This window comes from Collimonas pratensis, from assembly GCF_001584185.1.
Lineage (GTDB): Bacteria > Pseudomonadota > Gammaproteobacteria > Burkholderiales > Burkholderiaceae_D > Collimonas > Collimonas pratensis.
The window spans coordinates 4,059,874-4,076,923 of record NZ_CP013234.1 but is presented as its reverse complement, the minus strand read 5'-3'; the positions used below and the strand labels follow the sequence as shown (position 1 = coordinate 4,076,923).

The following is a 17,050-nucleotide window of genomic DNA, read 5'->3' as shown; positions in this document are numbered from 1 at the left end:
TCCCACAATGAATTATGAATGAATTCAAGTATTGCCCGGTTTGTGCTGCATCGCTGATCCAGCGCGCCGATGAAGACGAGGGCGGCAAATTGCGCCTGGCTTGTCCCGAGGGGCACTGGACGCACTGGGATAATCCGCTGCCGGTGCTGGCCGCGATCGTCGAGATCGACGGCAAGATCCTGCTGGCGCGCAACGCCGCATGGCAGGAAGGCATGTTTGCGCTGATCACCGGTTTCATGGAGCGCGATGAAACGCCGGAGCAAGGCATTGCGCGCGAACTCAAGGAAGAAACCAACCTCGACGCGCAGCAGATCAGCCTGGTCGGTGTCTACGAATTCATCCGCAAGAACGAACTGATCATCGCCTATCACGTCAAGGCCGCCGGCACCATCCGGCTGTCGCCCGAGTTGCTGGAGTACCGTCTGCTGGAACCGGACCAACTGCGTCCGTGGCGCGCCGGCACCGGCCATGCCGTGGCCGACTGGATGCGGGCCCAGGGCCTGGCAGTGGAATACGTCGAGCGGCCATTGCTGCAGACGGCGCAAGCCGAGCCGGCCTTGAAGGCATGAAGCGGTCTGATGCGTAAAAAATAACGCTGCCACACGGCAATGACTGGGTAAAATCACGCTATCGAAATTTTATCCTGCTCCTGAGCCGCCATGCTGATCATCCCGGTAGACCGTAAGCCAGACTGGAGGCGTCCGCCGCTGGTCACGATCCTGCTGGTGCTGGTCAACCTGCTGATCTACTTCGGCATTCAATGGGGCGAACGCAGCCATATGGAGCCGGCTGCCGAGTACTACCTGGCCGAGTCGCGCCTGCCGGAGTTCGAATTCCTGGCCTATGCCCGTTTCCTGGAAAACCAGAACAAGCCGGAGGCAGGCGCCGCCATGCGCAAGGGGCTGGAACGCTGGCGCCAGATACGGGCGCGCAGCGAATTGGCGGCGGCGCGCGACGGCAAAAAAACTTCTCTGGAAGACTACCAGTCCCTGATCGAACGCTGGTATGTGCTCGATGCCGACGGCAAGTTCGGCGCCTTGATGCAGCAGCCCAAGCCGCCGCTGCTGGGCACCGTCGATGACGACGAGCTGGCGCTATGGAAAGAGCAGCGCGAACACTACCTGAGCATCCGCAGCCGCAGCTTCACCGAACGTTATTCCCTGATCCCGGCCCAGGCCGGCGAACGGCCGTTCACCTTGCTGACCCATATGTTCCTGCACGCCAGCGTCGAGCATGTGCTGGGCAACATGGTATTCCTGGCGATGGTCGGCTATGCAGTGGAAATCCTGCTGGGCGGCGGCTGGTATCTGCTGTTTTACCTGCTTTCCGGTTTACTGTCGGCAGGGTTCTACTTGCTGTTCGAAGGCGACAGCATGGTGCTGTCGCTGGGGGCATCAGGCGCCATTTCCGGTGTCATGGGCATGTACACCGTGTTGTATGGCCTGCGCAAGATCCGTTTCTTTTACTGGTTTCTGTTTTATTTCGATTTCTTCAAGGCGCCGGCGCTGATCATGCTGCCGATCTGGGTTGGCAAGGAAGCCTTTGACCTGCTGTTCGGCCAACCGTCGAACACCAATTACTACGCCCACATCGGCGGCTTGCTGGGCGGCGCCTTGCTGGCCTTGATTTATCGGCTGCTGGCGCGCGGCAAGCTGGCACAGGCGCATGCCAGCTATGTCTCCACCGGCGACGACGACAAGCTGCTGCGGGGTTTGCAGCAGAGCGCTTATGCGGCCCTGGCCCGGCTCGATTTCGAGCGCGCCCGACGCGACTTCAGCAGCCTGGTCAGCAAGACGCTGGCGCAGCAGAAAACGCCGCAACCGGACTGGCTCCTGCAGCTGTTCAATTTATCGAAGGGCACGCCATCTGCGCCGGCCTTCCACAAAAGCGCGCAGATGCTGCTGAGCTTGCCGAAAGGCCGTTTCGACGAGCAAAAAATTCATCAGGTCTATCTCGATTATGTCGCCAGCGCCGAGCCGCGGCCGCTACTCAGTGATGAACAGTCGCTGGCGGTCGGCCGCCGCTTCGCCATGAATGGCCAGCCGCAAACCGCTGCCGCCATCCTGCAGATCCTGCTGGTCACGGCGCGCCAGCACCAGCAGCTGCCGCAACTGATACAGTTCATTGCCCGCGGCTTCATGACGGCAGGCCGGCACGACCAGGCGCAGCACTATCAGAAACTGTTGCAGCAGCAGTTTCCCCTGAGCGAAGAAAGCCGCTGGATTTCCAGCCCCGGCAACCGTTACTGAGCTGAGCTCCAAGCCGTGTCTCAAGCCGGTTGCGAGCCCTGGGTCATGGCTTCGATCACTTTCTTGTATTGCTGCGCTTCGCCGGCGGCCGGACTGCCGGGCCATTGCGCGATGACGTGATTGAACAACGTCAAGGCGCGCGCATCCTGGCGCAGATGGTCGGACAGCAATTTGCCGGCCAACACCAGCGCCGCCGCCACATCCTTGTGGCGCGGCGCGCGCTTGTGGAAGCCCGAGACGATTTCAAGCGCGATCTGATATTCGCGCACGCTGGCGGCGGCCGCTGCAATTTCCAGTACATGATCGGGATTCTCGATCCTGAATGCAGGATCGAGCCGGCGTGCCTGCTGCCAGGCTTCGCCGATGCGGCCGGCTTTTCCTGCGCGCGCCAGGGTGAACAGATGGCGCGGCGCATATTCGAGCTGCTTGGCCTTGTCGCCCTTTAACAGCAACAATTTGGCGTAGTGGGCCGACAGTTGCGGATTGAACTGATCGTAGCGCAGTTCTTCCCAGATCATTTCCATCGCCAGGTCGATATTGCCGTCGCGGATCAGCGCGCCGACCTGTTGCGCCAGGATGTCGTCGTCGCTCAAGGGGCGATTGTTGCGGCTGCTGGCAAGCGCATTGATTTCAAAATCGCGGTCTGGCGAATAGCCGATCTCATGATGATATTGATACATCGTATAGCCCATCAGATTGAAGCTGACCAGCGTGAAATAAGCAAAGGCGAAAATGGCCACCGCGATCAGCACGGTCAGCGGCAATTTTCCGACAAACAGCATGATGACAATCGGCGCGCATTGGCTTAGTATGAAACCGAAGACCCACAGCGCCAGATACGGCCAGCCGCAAGCCTTGATCATCTTGAAAACCCTGACCGGATTGATTGCGTCGGTAAAGCTGTGGGTGTGGCCGAGCACCATGATGCTGGCCGGCAGCATCAGATTGGCGATGGCGGTTGCCAGCAGCCCCAGCATGGGATGGATGGAGGCCAGGACGCCGACGAAGAAGCCTTGCACGATCATGATCAGCAGCAGCTTGTAGGGCGACATCTTGTGTACATCGTCGGCCTCGTCGAAATCGGCGCAGCGCAAATTGCCGAGCGAGGTTTGTTCCAGGATGCGGAATGCCTGGCGCGTCAGGTCGATGGCAAAGCCGATGCCGACCAGGATCGCAATGGTCAGGATAAAAGGGGAGAAGCCGCCGTCTTCGTCATGGCTGCCGAGCAGCCACAAGCCGGTGCCGATCAGGGCGTAGACTGCCGGGTGCCAGATCAGGTGGCCCTGCAGCGGGTACAGGAAAAATTGAGGTAAGCGCTGCCAGAACGGCGTGATGTTGCTGAAAGGCTTTTCGCTATGGCTGTCCCGCATGCTGAGTTCCCCGGAATTTGTCATCAGGCCGGGCTGGGAGCCCGGCGACTGTGCTTGTTATTGTGTTTGTTACAGTGCGATACTTATCAATTGCATATTAGCATGTAGATGTCTGGAAAGATTGTATTAAAGACATATTTACTATTCGCCATGCTGTTGTAAAAATGATTGATGGTATGTTGCGACGCGTCAAACGCGCCATCGTTTGGAGTAGAATCAGCGAATAGCAATAAATGTTAAAAATTTTTACATTACGAAGTGGTTATGGAATTTAATAAAGAACTCGACGCCCGCGGTTTGCATTGCCCACTGCCGATTTTGAAAACCAAGAAGGCGTTGGCGGACATGCTGAGTGGCGAAGTGCTGCGTGTGCTGGCTACCGATTCCGGTTCAGTGCGCGATTTCCAGGCATTCGCGAAGCAGACCGGCAACGATCTGCTAGAGCAGAGTGAAGAAAACCGGGAGTTCATTTTCTTCATGAAGCGCAAGTAAGAGCGTAATAAGCGGCCCCATGGCTGAACCCGCGTTTGTCTTGTCCTGCACTATTGTTTGAATGTCCCGCGGCCTGCGTCCTGTAGGCCGCAGTTTGCCTGAGTTGTAGCCTGCTGTTCTCCCTCCTGTCTTGATTTTCCCCTCCGCCGCTTCTGGCCCGAAAGCCGAATCTTCAAGTCGCCCAGCGCATTGAACGTGAGCTGTTTTGCAAGATCCGTGTGCGATTAGGCGAATTGCTCTAAGATTTAATAGAACGATCGTGCTAAATTTCAGCGTCGGATCGAATTCTCTCTTATAATTCCCTATTGAGATTTACGTAAACGTTAACCTTACGTTCGCTGCGGCAGTCCGCTCCAACCCGCGCCAATTCAGGTTCAGATTTTTTTATTTCATATAAAAGGCATAACGATGAAAGTATTAGTACCAGTCAAGCGTGTCGTCGACTACAACGTCAAGGTGCGGGTCAAGTCGGACGGCAGCGGTGTAGATATTGCCAACGTCAAGATGTCGATGAATCCGTTTGACGAAATCGCGGTGGAAGAAGCCACGCGCCTGAAAGAAGGCGGCAAGGTCACTGAAGTGATCGCGGTTTCTTGCGGCGTCACGCAATGCCAGGAAACCCTGCGCACCGCGATGGCGATCGGCGCCGACCGCGGCATCCTGGTCGATACTGCCGACACCGACCTGCAACCTTTAGCAGTGGCGAAGCTGCTGAAGGTCGTGGCCGACAAGGAACAGCCGCAACTGATCATCCTCGGCAAGCAGGCGATCGACGACGATTGCAACCAGACCGGCCAGATGCTGGCCGCGCTGCTGGGCTGGCCGCAAGCCACCTTCGCTTCCAAGGTCGTGCTGGAAGACGGCAAGGTCACTGTGACGCGTGAAGTCGACGGCGGTTTGGAAACCATCGCCCTGACGCTGCCTGCGATCGTCACCACCGACCTGCGCCTGAACGAGCCGCGCTATGTGACGCTGCCGAACATCATGAAAGCCAAGAAGAAAACCCTGGACGTGTTCAAGCCGGCCGATCTCGGTGTCGATGTGACGCCGCGCCTGAAGACGCTGAAAGTGGTGGAGCCTGCCAAGCGCAGCGCCGGCATCAAGGTGCCGGACGTTGCCACGCTGGTCGCCAAGCTGAAGAACGAAGCCAAGGTCCTGTAAGCATCGCCAACGCGCTTACCGACACTTATCAAGAACCAGGCGCAGCGCCGCAAGAATGCAGGCGCGCGTCAATAAAATCAGGAGCCCACATGACAGCCTTAGTCATCGCCGAACACGATAATGCCTCGTTAAAAGGCAGCACACTCAACACCGTTACCGCCGCCAGCCAATGCGGCGGCGACGTTCACGTACTGATTGCCGGCAGCAACTGCGGCGCAGCGGCGCAAGCGGCAGCCCAGCTGGCTGGCGTCAGCAAAGTACTGGTGGCCGATGCCGCCTATTTCGCCGACGGCCTGGCGGAAAACGTCGCCGAGCAGGTGCTGGCGCTGGCGTCGGCCTACAGCCACATCCTGGCGCCGGCTACCGCCTACGGCAAGAACATCTTGCCGCGCGTTGCCGCCAAGCTGGACGTCGGCCAGATTTCCGAAATCACCAAGGTCGACAGCCCTGACACTTTTGAGCGTCCGATCTATGCCGGCAACGCCATCGCCACCGTGCAATCGAGCGATGCCGTGAAAGTCATCACCGTCCGCACCACTGGTTTCGACGCCGCTGCCGGCGGCGGTTCCGCTGCCGTGGAAAACATTGCCGCTGCTGCCGACTTCGGCAAATCGGCCTTCGTCTCGCGCGAGCTGGCCAAGTCGGACCGTCCTGAGCTGACCGCCGCCAAGATCATCGTTTCCGGCGGCCGCGGCATGGGCTCGGCGGAAAACTTCAAGATCCTGGAGCCGCTGGCCGACAAGCTCAACGCAGCGATGGGCGCATCGCGCGCCGCGGTCGACGCCGGCTTTGTGCCGAACGACTGGCAGGTCGGCCAGACCGGCAAGATCGTCGCGCCGCAGCTGTACATCGCCGTCGGTATTTCCGGCGCGATCCAGCATTTGGCCGGGATGAAGGATTCCAAGGTCATCGTCGCCATCAACAAGGATGAAGAAGCACCGATTTTCTCGGTGGCGGATTACGGCATTGTCGGCGACCTGTTCGAGATCGTGCCGCAACTGGTGGCCGAACTGGGCTAAGCCGCTTTCAGCCGACGGGCGTTTGACGGGCGCCGCCAGCCGGCGTCCTGTTGAAAATCGAATGCATAGGGGTGGTAATGCGAATGCCGGCGGCGCCGGCTTCTCTTGCCACCCCGATTTTTAGGAGTAGCACATCATGAGTTATGTCGCCCCGTTGAAGGACATGCTGTTCGTACTGAACGAACTAGCTGGCCTGGAGCAGGTCAGCACGCTGCCCGGTTGCGAAGACGCGACCCCGGAAACCGTGGAAGCAGTGTTGCAAGAGAACGCCAAGTTTTGCAGTGAAGTGGTGGCGCCGTTGAACCGTAGCGGCGACCAGGAGCCAAGCTATTGGCACGATGGCGAAGTTACTACCAGCAAGGGTTTCAAGGAAGCCTTCAAGGCGTTTGCCGAAGCTGGCTGGCAGGGGGTGCAGCACCCGGTCGAATTCGGCGGCCAGGGTTTGCCGAAGCTGGTGGCGACGCCCTGCATCGAGATGCTGAATGCCGCCAATCTGTCCTTTGCCCTGTGCCCGCTGCTGAGCGACGGCGCGATCGAAGCACTGCTGACGGCCGGCAGCGACGAGCAAAAACGCATCTACCTGGAAAACCTGGTATCCGGCAAATGGACCGGCACCATGAACCTGACCGAGCCGCAAGCCGGCTCCGACCTGGCGCTGGTGCGCACCCGCGCCGTGCCGCAGGACGACGGTACGTTCAAGATTTCCGGCACCAAGATTTTCATCACCTACGGTGAACACGATATGGCTGAAAATATCGTCCACCTGGTGCTGGCGCGCACACCGAATGCGCCGGAAGGCGTGAAGGGCATTTCGCTGTTCATCGTGCCGAAATTCATGGTCAACGCCGACGGTACGCCGGGCGCGCGCAACGACGTCCATTGCGTCTCGCTGGAACACAAGCTGGGGATCAAGGCCAGCCCGACCGCGGTGCTGCAGTTCGGCGACCATGGCGGTGCGGTCGGCACCCTGGTCGGCCAGGAAAACCGCGGCCTCGAATACATGTTCATCATGATGAACGCGGCGCGTTTTGCGGTTGGCTTGCAAGGCATCAGCGTGGCAGAGCGGGCTTATCAGAAGGCCGTGGCTTACGCCAAGGACCGGGTGCAGTCGCGCGATCTGGCCGGTTCGGCCGGCGCCGTCACCATTATCCATCAGCCGGATGTGCGGCGGATGCTGATGAGCATGCGCTCGCAGATCGAAGCGGCGCGCGCGCTGGCCTACGTCACCGCGGCGGCGCACGATGCCGCCCATCACCACGGCGACGAAGCAGTCCGCAAAGCCAACCAGGCGTTCTATGAATACATGGTGCCGGTGGTCAAAGGCTGGTCGACCGAGATCTCTATCGATGTGGCTTCCACCGGCGTGCAGATCCATGGCGGCATGGGCTTTATCGAAGAGACCGGCGCTGCGCAGTTCTATCGCGACGCCCGCATCCTGACGATTTACGAAGGCACCACGGCGATCCAGGCCAACGACCTGATCGGCCGCAAGACCGCGCGCGACGGCGGCGCTGTCGCCAAGGCGATCATCGCCCAAGTGCGCGCCACCCAGACTGAGTTGGCGAGCAGTGGTGCGGCCGACTTGGTGGCTATCGGCAAGCAGCTGGCCAGCGGCGCCGAGGCGCTGGAGCAGGTGGTCAACTATGTGGTTGATAATCTGAAGAGCGATATCAAGGGTGTGTTTGCCGGCAGCGTGCCGTATTTGAAGTTGGCCGGCATCGTGCTGGGCGGCTGGCAGCTCGGCCGCGCGGCGCTGGTGGCGCAGCGCAAGCTGGCAGAAGGTGCAAGCGACAGCGGCTTCTACCAGGCCAAGATCGGCACGGCGCGTTTCTTTGCCGAGCATATCCTGTCACAGGCTGAGGCTTACCGCATCTCGGTAGTCGAAGGCAGCAGTGGCGTGATGGCGCTGACGGAAGATCAGTTCTGAGATCGTTTCAAGCGTTAAAAAAGCAGCCTCGGCTGCTTTTTTAACGTCTGCAGTTCGTCGGTTTTGCTCAGCCGTAGGCGCCGCCGGTGTACAGCAGGTCGAAGGTGCGCGCAATCGCGCCGATCAGGCCGATCGCGCCTATGCCCAGGGTCAGCACCACCAGCAGGACTACAAACCAGCTGGAATCGGACTGATGGCCGGAATTGGCGTTGTATTTGGCGTCCCACTTCTCATCCGGGGTGAGGCCGATGATCAGCGATTCCAGAAAGGCAATTAATCCAGAAACGATCAATGGTCCGAACAGAAAGGCAACTTGCTGATCCTTGCCCCATAAGCAATAAGCCAGCAAGGAAATTGGCAAGGAAGCAAAATGCAGCCAGCCCCAGATATCGCTGGATCCCTTCAGGTAAAACCGGTGCAGACCGATACTGCCGAATACGGTGGCGAGGAAAGTGGTGAGTGTCTTGTTCTTGTGGCTGGATGTCATTGGCAGGGAAAGTGAGTGGTTTATCTGGCGCAAACCGCAAAAAAACAAGGCAAAAATACACAATTTGCCTCAAATACGGAAATTGCTAATATACTAGCGCCGTTATCGCTACTGATGTTGCCAACACGCATCGTACGCATCGGACAGCGAATTGAGGGCTCAGTGTACAGCCTGTATCAATTGACTGTCACTGATAGCACCCACCCAGAGCGCCTGCTACTTGCTCACAGAGCAGTACGGCGATTTTTATAGCCTGCAATCACCTTTTGACGTAGTGACGCCACACCGATGACCAGCTTTGGTTGCGGGGTAGGCATAATTTGCGTTATAATTTGCGGCTTTTTCCGTGTTCGAACACTTTTTGGAAACATTATGGTCGTTATTCGTTTATCCCGTGGTGGCGCAAAGAAGCGTCCTTTTTACAACATCGTAGCTACTGATTCGCGCAATCGCCGTGACGGTCGCTTCATCGAGCGCATCGGTTTTTACAATCCGGTAGCGTCTGGTGCTGAAGAGACTTTCCGTATTGCTCAGGACCGCCTGACGCATTGGCAAGGTGTTGGCGCGCAAATGTCGCCGACCGTTGCTCGCCTGGTTGCTGACGCTGCCAAGAAAACTGCAGCTTAATTGCAGTCTGAACCGTTGAGCGCGTTAGCTGAATTGTCGACCACAGCACAAACCGGGGCAGCAATACCTTCGGATCTGGTGGTGGTCGGTTATATCACCGGCGCTTACGGTATCAACGGCTGGGTGCGGATCAAACCGTATTCGGCGGATGCTGATGCGTTGTTGAATGCCAAGACATGGTGGCTGGGCCGGCAGAATTCGCCGGAATTGCGCGATGTCGACATGCTGCAGGCGAAAAACCACAGTGGCGACATTGTGGCGCGCCTGATGGGCGTGGCAGGGCGCGATGCGGCTGAAGCCATGAAGGGCACCGTGGTGCATATCCCGCGCAGCCATTTCCCGGCGCTCGCTGACGATGAATTCTATTGGGTCGATCTGATCGGCTCGGTGGTTGAGAATCTGCAGGGCGAACATCTGGGTGTGGTGGCCGACATGATGGACAACGGGGCGCATCCGATACTTCGGATTACCGTACCCGCGGTCGAAGGTCAGGACAAGGCAGCGCCGGAATTATTGATCCCCTTCGTTGAGCAGTTCGTCAAGACGGTGGATCAGGCCGCAAAGAAAATCACGGTTGACTGGGGCTTGGATTATTAAAATCCAGAGTTCGCGTCAGGCAGCCGCAGTGGCAAACACGCGGTGGCAAAAAATCGCAAGCGAAACAAGAAGGTGAGCGGTATGCAATTCGATGTCGTCACTCTGTTTCCCGAAATGTTTGCTGCATTGACGCAGTCGGGCGTGACCCGGCGTGCGTTTGAACAGAAAAGATGTGAGCTGGCTTTGTGGAATCCGCGCGATTTCACGACCGACAATCATCGTACCGTGGACGACCGGCCTTATGGCGGCGGACCCGGCATGGTGATGATGGCAAAGCCGCTGGAAGCCGCGCTGCAGGCAGCCAAGGCGCGCCAGCTGCAGCAAAGCCTGCCGGCGCCAAGGGTGATCTACCTGTCGCCGCAAGGCCAGCCATTGACCCATCAGCGCGTCATGGAGTTGCGCGGCGAGGCGGGCCTGGTATTGCTGTGCGGCCGTTATGAAGCGGTCGACCAGCGCTTGCTGGACCGTTGCGTGGATGAGGAAATCAGCCTCGGCGATTTCGTCCTCTCGGGCGGCGAGTTGCCGGCGATGGCCTTGATGGATGCGGTAATTCGCCAGTTGCCGGGCGTATTGAATGACGGCGCATCGGCGGTCGAAGACAGTTTTGTCAACGGTTTGCTGGATTGTCCGCACTACACTCGACCGGAGCAGTATGAAGGCATGCCGGTGCCGCCGGTACTGATGGGCGGTCACCATGCCGAGATTGAAAAATGGCGGCGCCAGCAAATGCTGTCGGCAACCGCCAGGAAGCGCCCGGATCTGATTCAAAAGATACGCGCGGCCGGCTTGCTCAGCGCAGCCGATGAAAAATTTTTACGGAATATGGCTTGAGCGCGCAAGCGTTCGACCAGATCGAAGTAGCAAGAGTAGTGAATAGCAACACACGCAGTACCAGCAGTACCAAGGGGAGGCCAACCGGCCGCCTGTGTTTAACCCCATCCTCTACTGAGCAGCCTCGGCCAGCGGCCAAGGCAAAAAACGGCGTCAGCAAGATGGTATATGGAGCTAAAAATGGACTTGATCCAACAACTTGAGCAAGAAGAAATTGCTCGCCTTGCCAAAAATATCCCTGAATTCGCACCAGGCGATACTGTCATCGTCAGCGTTAACGTAGTCGAAGGTACGCGCAAGCGTGCTCAGGCTTACGAAGGCGTCGTGATTTCGCGTCGTAACCGTGGTTTGAACTCCAACTTCATCGTCCGTAAGATTTCTTCGGGTGAAGGCGTTGAGCGTACATTCCAACTGTACTCGCCATTGATCGCTTCGATCGAAGTCAAGCGCCGCGGCGATGTCCGTCGCGCCAAACTGTACTACCTGCGTGAGCGTTCCGGTAAATCGGCACGTATCAAGGAAAAACTGCCACAACGTCGCAACACTGCAAAGGCTGCACCAGCAGCTGAGTAAGTTGTGCCAAAGCAGGCATAGGTATTGCATGAAAAGGGGCGCCGTCAGGCGCCCTTTTTTTTATTTGCGGCATTGCCAGCGATTGCAGATCGGACTACGGCTTTAGTTGCTTCAAAGTAAAATGTCGTAAATTGTTATTATCTGTGAATGTAGTAGGTCATTCATCGCCGTCGCGCTAGAGTACAGAATAGTTGCTATAGGAATTTTCTTGGTTAAATTGACTTTCGATCCCCTGATGCTGCCGGTCGATGCTGTCGCCGGCGAGTCTGCGCTGGCGCCGGACAGGATGAATGCGGCATGGCTGCGCAAGCGTTTTGCGCACCAGCCGGAATGGCATCCCGAGAACATGGATAGCCAGGCCATCCTGCGCATGTCGCCTGGCAAGCCGGTGACGCCAGCCTCGGTGCTGATTCCCATCGTCATGCACGAAGAGCAGCCGACCTTGCTGTTTACCCAGCGCTCCGCGCATCTGACCGATCACCCGGGCCAGGTGAGTTTTCCGGGCGGGCGCATGGAGCAGAGCGACGCCTCGCCGGTAGAGACCGCCTTGCGCGAAGCGGAAGAGGAAATCGGCCTGGCGCGCAGCCAGGTTGAGGTGATCGGCAGCCTGCCGGAATATTTTACCGGCACCGGCTATCGCGTCACGCCAGTGGTGTGCCTGGTCAATCCGCCAGTGAACTTGCGTGCAGATCCGAATGAAGTGGCGGAAATCTTCGAGGTGCCGCTGGCCTTCCTGATGGATGGGCTGAATCACCAATTGCGCAGCATCGATCTGCCTGACGGCTATCGCCGCACGTTTTATGCAATGCCTTACGAGCGCTTCTTCATCTGGGGCGCGACTGCCGCCATGCTGAGGAACCTGTTTCACTTTCTGCGCGCCTAGACAGACTGGGCAAGCGGCGAAAAACAGGAAATCGCCGCGACAAGGTCGATACAAGTTTGATTCTGCGCGTGTGCTGCGTTATCGTATGGGCTATTGCAATTGTTAGACGTAATGGCAAGGCCGGCGCACCGCACATTGGTTCGATAGCGCCACGGACCGGTTATACATATCTTGCAGCAGCGTGCTGCACTGTTGGTTGACTTATAAGGCTGGTTGATGACATTTCTCTCTATTCTGTTTGCATTGCTGATCGAGCAACTCAAGCCGCTGCGTGCGGATAATCCCGTGTATGCCTGGGTGAAGCATTTCGCAAGCAAGATAGAAGCTTCATTCAATGCCGGCCAGGCGCGCCAGGGCCGCCTGGGCTGGTTCTGCGTGATCCTGGCGCTGACCGTGCCGACCGCGCTGATCTATTGGCTGTGCGTGCATATCGGCGCCTGGGCGGCGCTGCTGTGGAATATCCTGATTGTCTATCTGACCCTGGGCTTTCGTCACTACAGCCATTACTTCAGTTCGATCCAGCTGGCGCTCAACAGCGGCGACGACGCCACCGCGCGCACCCTGCTGGCGGAGTGGGCCAAGATCGACACTACCGACATGGATGTCAGCGAGATTTCCCGCATCGCGGTGGAAAAGGCGCTGATCACTACCCACCGCCACGTGTTCGGCGTGTTTTTCTGGTTCCTGATGCCGGTCGGCCCGGCCTGTGCTGTCATGTACCGCCTCGCGGAATACCTGGCGCGCGGCTGGAACGAGCCCGACCATATGCGCAATGAAAACTTCGGCCGTTTTGCGGCGCAAGCCTTTTACTGGATAGACTGGATCCCGGCGCGCATGACGGCGGCGGCGTTTGCCGTGGTCGGCAACTTCGAAGACGCCATTTACGCCTGGCGCAATTTTGCAGGACGCTGGAACAACGAAACCGACGGCATCATCCTTTCCACCGGCGGCGGCGCCATGGGAGTGCTGCTCGGTACGCCACTGGAAACCGCTGCGGTGATTTTGCCGGCGGACGCCTCGACGGTTGACTCCACCGCGCTGGACGGCGATAGCCCGCCCGGCGACGTGCCGACGCCGCGTGCGTTGCAAAGCGCGGTGGGACTGGTATGGCGCGCCCTGTTGCTGTGGATGTTCTTGCTGCTGCTGTTGTCAGTCGCCGTCTGGCTAGGTTAATTGCCGGGCGCTACGAAGGCGGGGCATTCGGGATGGTGTCCAAGTCTTCTATAAGATATAATACGTAAGAATAATCCTGGCGCAAGTCGTCAAAGACTGGCCAAGGGTTTTACCACGTAACCGAGTTGCTTGAAAATTGTAGCTTGCCGGCATTGCAGGGCAAGCAAATCTCTGTAGCAAGCGTTATAGAAGAAACGAGCTGTACGCATGGCTGATATCATTCCATCTCCTGACGCGCCCGCCAAAGAATTTTTCATCCAAGGCATCACCAGCGATGGCCGGCAGTTCCGCCCCAGCGATTGGGCGGAGCGCCTGTGCGGCGTCATGTCCTGCTTTCGCCCGGAAGGCGCGGGCGGACGCAACGCGCATCTGCAATACTCGCCTTATGTCCGGCCGGTCCTGCTGAACGGCGTACGCTCAGTGGTCGTCAATGAAGAGCTGCGGCAAATTGAGCCGCTGGCCTATCATTTTGTAGTCAATTTTGCCAAGGACAACGATCTGCAGATCCTGCAGGGTTGCTTGCTGCCTGACGCGGACGCGCCGAAATCCACCTGATTTTTCGTCGGCATGATCGACGATTATTGCTCTGCGGATTTTAGTTGATTCTGTGAACTAAAAAGAAATCGACACGCGGCGTTATCAGGTAACAAGTCCGTGTAATATTTCGCCTATTGTTCGCAATGGAGTAGAAATGTTTCGTCGTGGCTCGTCAATTTTCATACCCATTGCCTCTTTATCCAGTTTGATATTGGGTCTGGCCATTACGCTCGGCTTGTTTGTCTCGGTGCGCCATCTTGAATACGAGAAAATGGATGCCGAATTCCGGCGCCTGGGCAGCGGCCACCTCAAGGCCGTGGTCGACGGTCTCGATGGCCTGGTGCATGAGCTGGAAACGGTGAACCGCCTGTTTGTCACGATGGATGGGGTCAGCCGCGAGCAATTCCACAATTTCACGGCGCCGATGCTGCGCCGTGCCCCTTATATCAAGTCGCTCGGTTTCCAGCGCCTGGTGTCGGCGGCGCAACGGCCGGCCTATGAGGCCGAAATGCGCAAGCATCTTCCCAATTTCACGATTCGCCAGCTGAGCGACGGCAAGCCTGAGCCGGCCGCCGGCCATGAGCAATACCGTGTGGTGGAATATATCGAACCGATGGAAGGCAACGAAGCGGCGTTTGCCCTGGATGTGTCGTCCAGCACGATCCAGGCGGAAGCAGTGGCGCGTGCGCGCGACACCGGCCAGGCGGCTTCCACCGATCTGTTCGAGTTAAAGGCAAACAAGGACGGCAGCAAGCTGGCGATGCTGGTGCTGATGCCGGTGTACCAGCATGGCGCCGTGCTGGACAGCGTTGACGACCGGCGCCGCGCCCTGGTCGGCTTCACCAGCGCAGCGCTGCGGGCCGACGCTTTTGTCAATAATGTGCTGGCGCGCGACGGCGTCCAGGCGCGCGAGGATTTTTATCTGCGCGTCTATGCTAGCGCCACGCCGCAAGCGGGCACGCTGGTGTATCGCCAGGGTAGCCAGCTGGCGTCGTCCAGCGCCAGCCGCTGGCTGCCGGCCTGGCTGCTGTACGATGCGCCGCAAGACATGTCGCAGACCTTCGAGCTGGCAGGCAAGTCCTGGTACATCGAGGCCTCGGCGCCGCCGCGCGTGTTCACCAAGAAAAACGCCGGCTCGATCCTGGTGCTGATCCTGGGCAGCCTGCTTAGCTGGATGGGCGCCACCTACCTGTATTTCCTGTCGACGCGTTCGAAGCGGATCGAACAGCTGGTCGATGCCCGCACCCAGCAGGTGCGGCTGGCGACGCAGATGATGAAAGAAGACATTGTCGCGCGCAAACGCGCCGAGGACGCCTTGCAGCTGCGCGAGCGCGCCATCGAATCGAGCGCCAATGCAATCATCATTTCCAGCGCCAAGCTGCCCGACTATCTGGTGGAGTATGTCAATCCTGCCTTCGAGCGGATTACCGGCTACAGCGCCAGCGACATGATCGGCCGCAACCTGGAAGTCTTGCAGGGCAACGACCACGACCAGATCGGCCTGGAAGAAATCCGTTCCGCCCTGCGCGAGAAACGCAGCGCCAATGCGGTATTCCGCAGCTACCGCAAGGACGGCACCTTGTTCTGGAATGAGCTGTACGTGGCGCCGGTGAAAGACAGCTCCGGCCGGGTCAGCCATTTCGTCACTTCCTTGTACGACATCACCGAGATGAAGAGTTACGAGGCGGAGCTGGAACACCAGGCGCGCCACGACACCTTGACCGGTCTGGCCAACCGCAACGTGCTGAGCGACCGCCTGAGCCAGGCGATCGTCTACGGCGAGCTGTACGGCCACCGGGTCTGGGTGCTGTTCGTCGACCTCGACCGCTTCAAGTTCGTCAACGATACCCTCGGCCACAATGCTGGCGATCTGTTGCTGAAAGAAGTCGCCGGCCGGCTTAAATCCTTCACGCGCGAAGCCGATACCATCGCCCGCCTTGGCAGCGACGAGTTTGTCCTGATCCTGCCGGAACGTCTCGACGAAGAGCTCAGTGTCGGCCTGATCCAGGGCATGATGGACGCCATTGCACGGCCGCTGCAGATCGAAGGCTACGACTTTTTCCTGAGCTGCAGCATCGGCGTTGCGGTGTATCCGAACGACGGCGCCGATCCGGAAAGCCTGCTCAAGCATGCCGACATCGCCATGTACCGCGCCAAGGAAATGGGCAACAACAATTACCAGTTCTATACCGCGGCGATGAACGAGCGGGCGCTGGAGCGTCTGCGCATCGAGGGCGATTTGCGCAATGCGCTGGAGCGCAAGGAACTGCTGCTCTACTACCAGCCGCAAGTCGACCTGCGCACCGGCCGCATGGTCGGCATGGAAGCGCTGATTCGCTGGAAGCATCCGCAGCTCGGCATGATTTCCCCGACCCGCTTCATCAACCTGGCGGAAGAAACCGGCCTGATCGTGCAGATGGGGGCCTGGGTCATGCATACCGCCTGCGAGCAGAACAAGGCATGGCAGCGCATGGGGCTCGGCTATCTGCGTATGTCCGTCAATCTGTCGACCCGCCAGTTCTTCCAGCAGAACCTGGTGCAGCAGGTGGCCAAGGTGCTGGAAGAGACGGGGCTGGCGCCGCACTACCTGGAAATCGAGCTGACGGAAAGCCTGGTGATGACCGACGTCGAACTGGCGGTCGGCATCCTCAACGATTTGAAATCGATAGGCGTGCAATTGTCGATCGACGATTTCGGCACCGGTTATTCCAGCCTGGCTTACCTCAAGAGTTTTCCTATCGACGCCCTCAAGATCGACCAGTCGTTCGTGCGCGATATCACGGTCGACCAGGACGACGCTGCCATCGTTGCCTCGATCATTTCCCTGGCGCACAACCTGCGCCTGCAGGTGATCGCGGAGGGCGTGGAAACCCAGGAACAGCTGTCCTACCTGCAGCGCCATCGCTGCGATGAAATGCAGGGTTTCTATTTCAGCGAACCGGTCTCGGCGGCCGATATCGAAATACTCCTGCGTGAAGGAAAAGTATTACCATAGAGTCTGGTGCAGTGTTTCGCACATAATGACACTTAATAAACGGCGTCTTTTCGCGCCATGCGTCGTTGCAAATCCTCGCGATAGCCCACTATCGCTCCGGTTTGCGCCTAGCCTGGCGCGAAAATACAC

Annotated in this window: 16 protein-coding genes; 14 read left to right on the top strand and 2 right to left on the bottom strand. The window is 58.5% G+C overall.

The window, feature by feature from the left end; all coding sequences use genetic code 11:
* Positions 1–14: 14 nt before the first annotated feature.
* Positions 15–569, top strand: coding sequence for an NUDIX domain-containing protein (locus CPter91_RS18105; protein ID WP_061942618.1), 555 nt, complete (start codon positions 15–17; stop codon positions 567–569).
* Positions 570–659: 90 nt separating this feature from the next.
* On the top strand, positions 660–2,249 hold the full coding sequence (locus tag CPter91_RS18100; protein ID WP_061942616.1) for a rhomboid family intramembrane serine protease: 1,590 nt from the start codon (positions 660–662) through the stop codon (positions 2,247–2,249).
* A 20-nt stretch (positions 2,250–2,269) separates the two neighbouring features.
* On the opposite strand, the gene CPter91_RS18095 is transcribed toward CPter91_RS18100, so the two are convergent.
* Positions 2,270–3,619: a hypothetical protein gene (locus tag CPter91_RS18095; RefSeq protein WP_061942614.1), complete on the bottom strand. Its 1,350-nt coding sequence runs from the start codon at positions 3,617–3,619 to the stop codon at positions 2,270–2,272.
* Between the two features lie 264 nt (positions 3,620–3,883).
* Here CPter91_RS18095 and CPter91_RS18090 point away from each other — a divergent pair, with 264 nt between their 5' ends.
* From CPter91_RS18090 to CPter91_RS18075, 4 genes are all read left to right on the top strand, one after another.
* Complete coding sequence (locus tag CPter91_RS18090) at positions 3,884–4,111, top strand: sulfurtransferase TusA family protein (protein WP_038491550.1); 228 nt, start codon at positions 3,884–3,886, stop codon at positions 4,109–4,111.
* 408 nt (positions 4,112–4,519) lie between these two features.
* Positions 4,520–5,272: an electron transfer flavoprotein subunit beta/FixA family protein gene (locus CPter91_RS18085; RefSeq protein ID WP_061942612.1), complete on the top strand. Its 753-nt coding sequence runs from the start codon at positions 4,520–4,522 to the stop codon at positions 5,270–5,272.
* 89 nt (positions 5,273–5,361) lie between these two features.
* Positions 5,362–6,291, top strand: coding sequence for an electron transfer flavoprotein subunit alpha/FixB family protein (locus CPter91_RS18080; protein WP_061942610.1), 930 nt, complete (start codon positions 5,362–5,364; stop codon positions 6,289–6,291).
* 136 nt (positions 6,292–6,427) lie between these two features.
* On the top strand, positions 6,428–8,218 hold the full coding sequence (locus tag CPter91_RS18075; protein ID WP_061942608.1) for an acyl-CoA dehydrogenase: 1,791 nt from the start codon (positions 6,428–6,430) through the stop codon (positions 8,216–8,218).
* Positions 8,219–8,285: 67 nt separating this feature from the next.
* Here CPter91_RS18075 and CPter91_RS18070 read toward each other — a convergent pair whose 3' ends face one another.
* A complete protein-coding gene (locus tag CPter91_RS18070) occupies positions 8,286–8,705 on the bottom strand; it encodes an NINE protein (protein ID WP_061942606.1) in 420 nt (139 codons plus the stop codon).
* Between the two features lie 372 nt (positions 8,706–9,077).
* Here CPter91_RS18070 and rpsP point away from each other — a divergent pair, with 372 nt between their 5' ends.
* The 8 genes from rpsP (at position 9,078) to CPter91_RS18030 (ending at position 16,921) form a co-directional block, all read left to right on the top strand.
* Entirely contained in the window at positions 9,078–9,332 is a 255-nt protein-coding gene (gene rpsP, locus CPter91_RS18065) for a 30S ribosomal protein S16 (protein ID WP_038491540.1), read from the top strand.
* Positions 9,333–9,347: 15 nt separating this feature from the next.
* On the top strand, positions 9,348–9,929 hold the full coding sequence (rimM, locus tag CPter91_RS18060; protein WP_417924824.1) for a ribosome maturation factor RimM: 582 nt from the start codon (positions 9,348–9,350) through the stop codon (positions 9,927–9,929).
* A gap of 81 nt (positions 9,930–10,010) precedes the next feature.
* On the top strand, positions 10,011–10,760 hold the full coding sequence (gene trmD, locus CPter91_RS18055) for a tRNA (guanosine(37)-N1)-methyltransferase TrmD (protein WP_061942604.1): 750 nt from the start codon (positions 10,011–10,013) through the stop codon (positions 10,758–10,760).
* Positions 10,761–10,940: 180 nt separating this feature from the next.
* Positions 10,941–11,333 (top strand): 50S ribosomal protein L19, encoded by a 393-nt coding sequence (gene rplS, locus CPter91_RS18050; protein WP_061942602.1) that lies wholly within the window; start codon positions 10,941–10,943, stop codon positions 11,331–11,333.
* 208 nt (positions 11,334–11,541) lie between these two features.
* Entirely contained in the window at positions 11,542–12,216 is a 675-nt protein-coding gene (locus CPter91_RS18045) for a CoA pyrophosphatase (RefSeq protein WP_205631611.1), read from the top strand.
* Between the two features lie 216 nt (positions 12,217–12,432).
* A complete protein-coding gene (locus tag CPter91_RS18040; protein WP_061942600.1) occupies positions 12,433–13,389 on the top strand; it encodes a CobD/CbiB family protein in 957 nt (318 codons plus the stop codon).
* Between the two features lie 207 nt (positions 13,390–13,596).
* On the top strand, positions 13,597–13,944 hold the full coding sequence (locus CPter91_RS18035) for a DUF3579 domain-containing protein (RefSeq protein ID WP_061942599.1): 348 nt from the start codon (positions 13,597–13,599) through the stop codon (positions 13,942–13,944).
* A gap of 193 nt (positions 13,945–14,137) precedes the next feature.
* Positions 14,138–16,921, top strand: coding sequence for a bifunctional diguanylate cyclase/phosphodiesterase (locus CPter91_RS18030; RefSeq protein WP_335340104.1), 2,784 nt, complete (start codon positions 14,138–14,140; stop codon positions 16,919–16,921).
* Positions 16,922–17,050 lie beyond the last annotated feature (129 nt).

Coding starts and splice junctions, on each gene's coding strand:
- CPter91_RS18075 (WP_061942608.1), top strand. CDS start 6,428: ATGAGTTATGTCGCCCCGTTGAAGGACATGCTGTTCGTACTGAACGAA.
- rpsP (WP_038491540.1), top strand. CDS start 9,078: ATGGTCGTTATTCGTTTATCCCGTGGTGGCGCAAAGAAGCGTCCTTTT.
- CPter91_RS18040 (WP_061942600.1), top strand. CDS start 12,433: ATGACATTTCTCTCTATTCTGTTTGCATTGCTGATCGAGCAACTCAAG.
- trmD (WP_061942604.1), top strand. CDS start 10,011: ATGCAATTCGATGTCGTCACTCTGTTTCCCGAAATGTTTGCTGCATTG.
- CPter91_RS18095 (WP_061942614.1), bottom strand. CDS start 3,619: ATGCGGGACAGCCATAGCGAAAAGCCTTTCAGCAACATCACGCCGTTC.
- CPter91_RS18085 (WP_061942612.1), top strand. CDS start 4,520: ATGAAAGTATTAGTACCAGTCAAGCGTGTCGTCGACTACAACGTCAAG.
- CPter91_RS18105 (WP_061942618.1), top strand. CDS start 15: ATGAATGAATTCAAGTATTGCCCGGTTTGTGCTGCATCGCTGATCCAG.
- rplS (WP_061942602.1), top strand. CDS start 10,941: ATGGACTTGATCCAACAACTTGAGCAAGAAGAAATTGCTCGCCTTGCC.
- CPter91_RS18100 (WP_061942616.1), top strand. CDS start 660: ATGCTGATCATCCCGGTAGACCGTAAGCCAGACTGGAGGCGTCCGCCG.
- CPter91_RS18035 (WP_061942599.1), top strand. CDS start 13,597: ATGGCTGATATCATTCCATCTCCTGACGCGCCCGCCAAAGAATTTTTC.
- CPter91_RS18080 (WP_061942610.1), top strand. CDS start 5,362: ATGACAGCCTTAGTCATCGCCGAACACGATAATGCCTCGTTAAAAGGC.
- CPter91_RS18070 (WP_061942606.1), bottom strand. CDS start 8,705: ATGACATCCAGCCACAAGAACAAGACACTCACCACTTTCCTCGCCACC.
- CPter91_RS18090 (WP_038491550.1), top strand. CDS start 3,884: ATGGAATTTAATAAAGAACTCGACGCCCGCGGTTTGCATTGCCCACTG.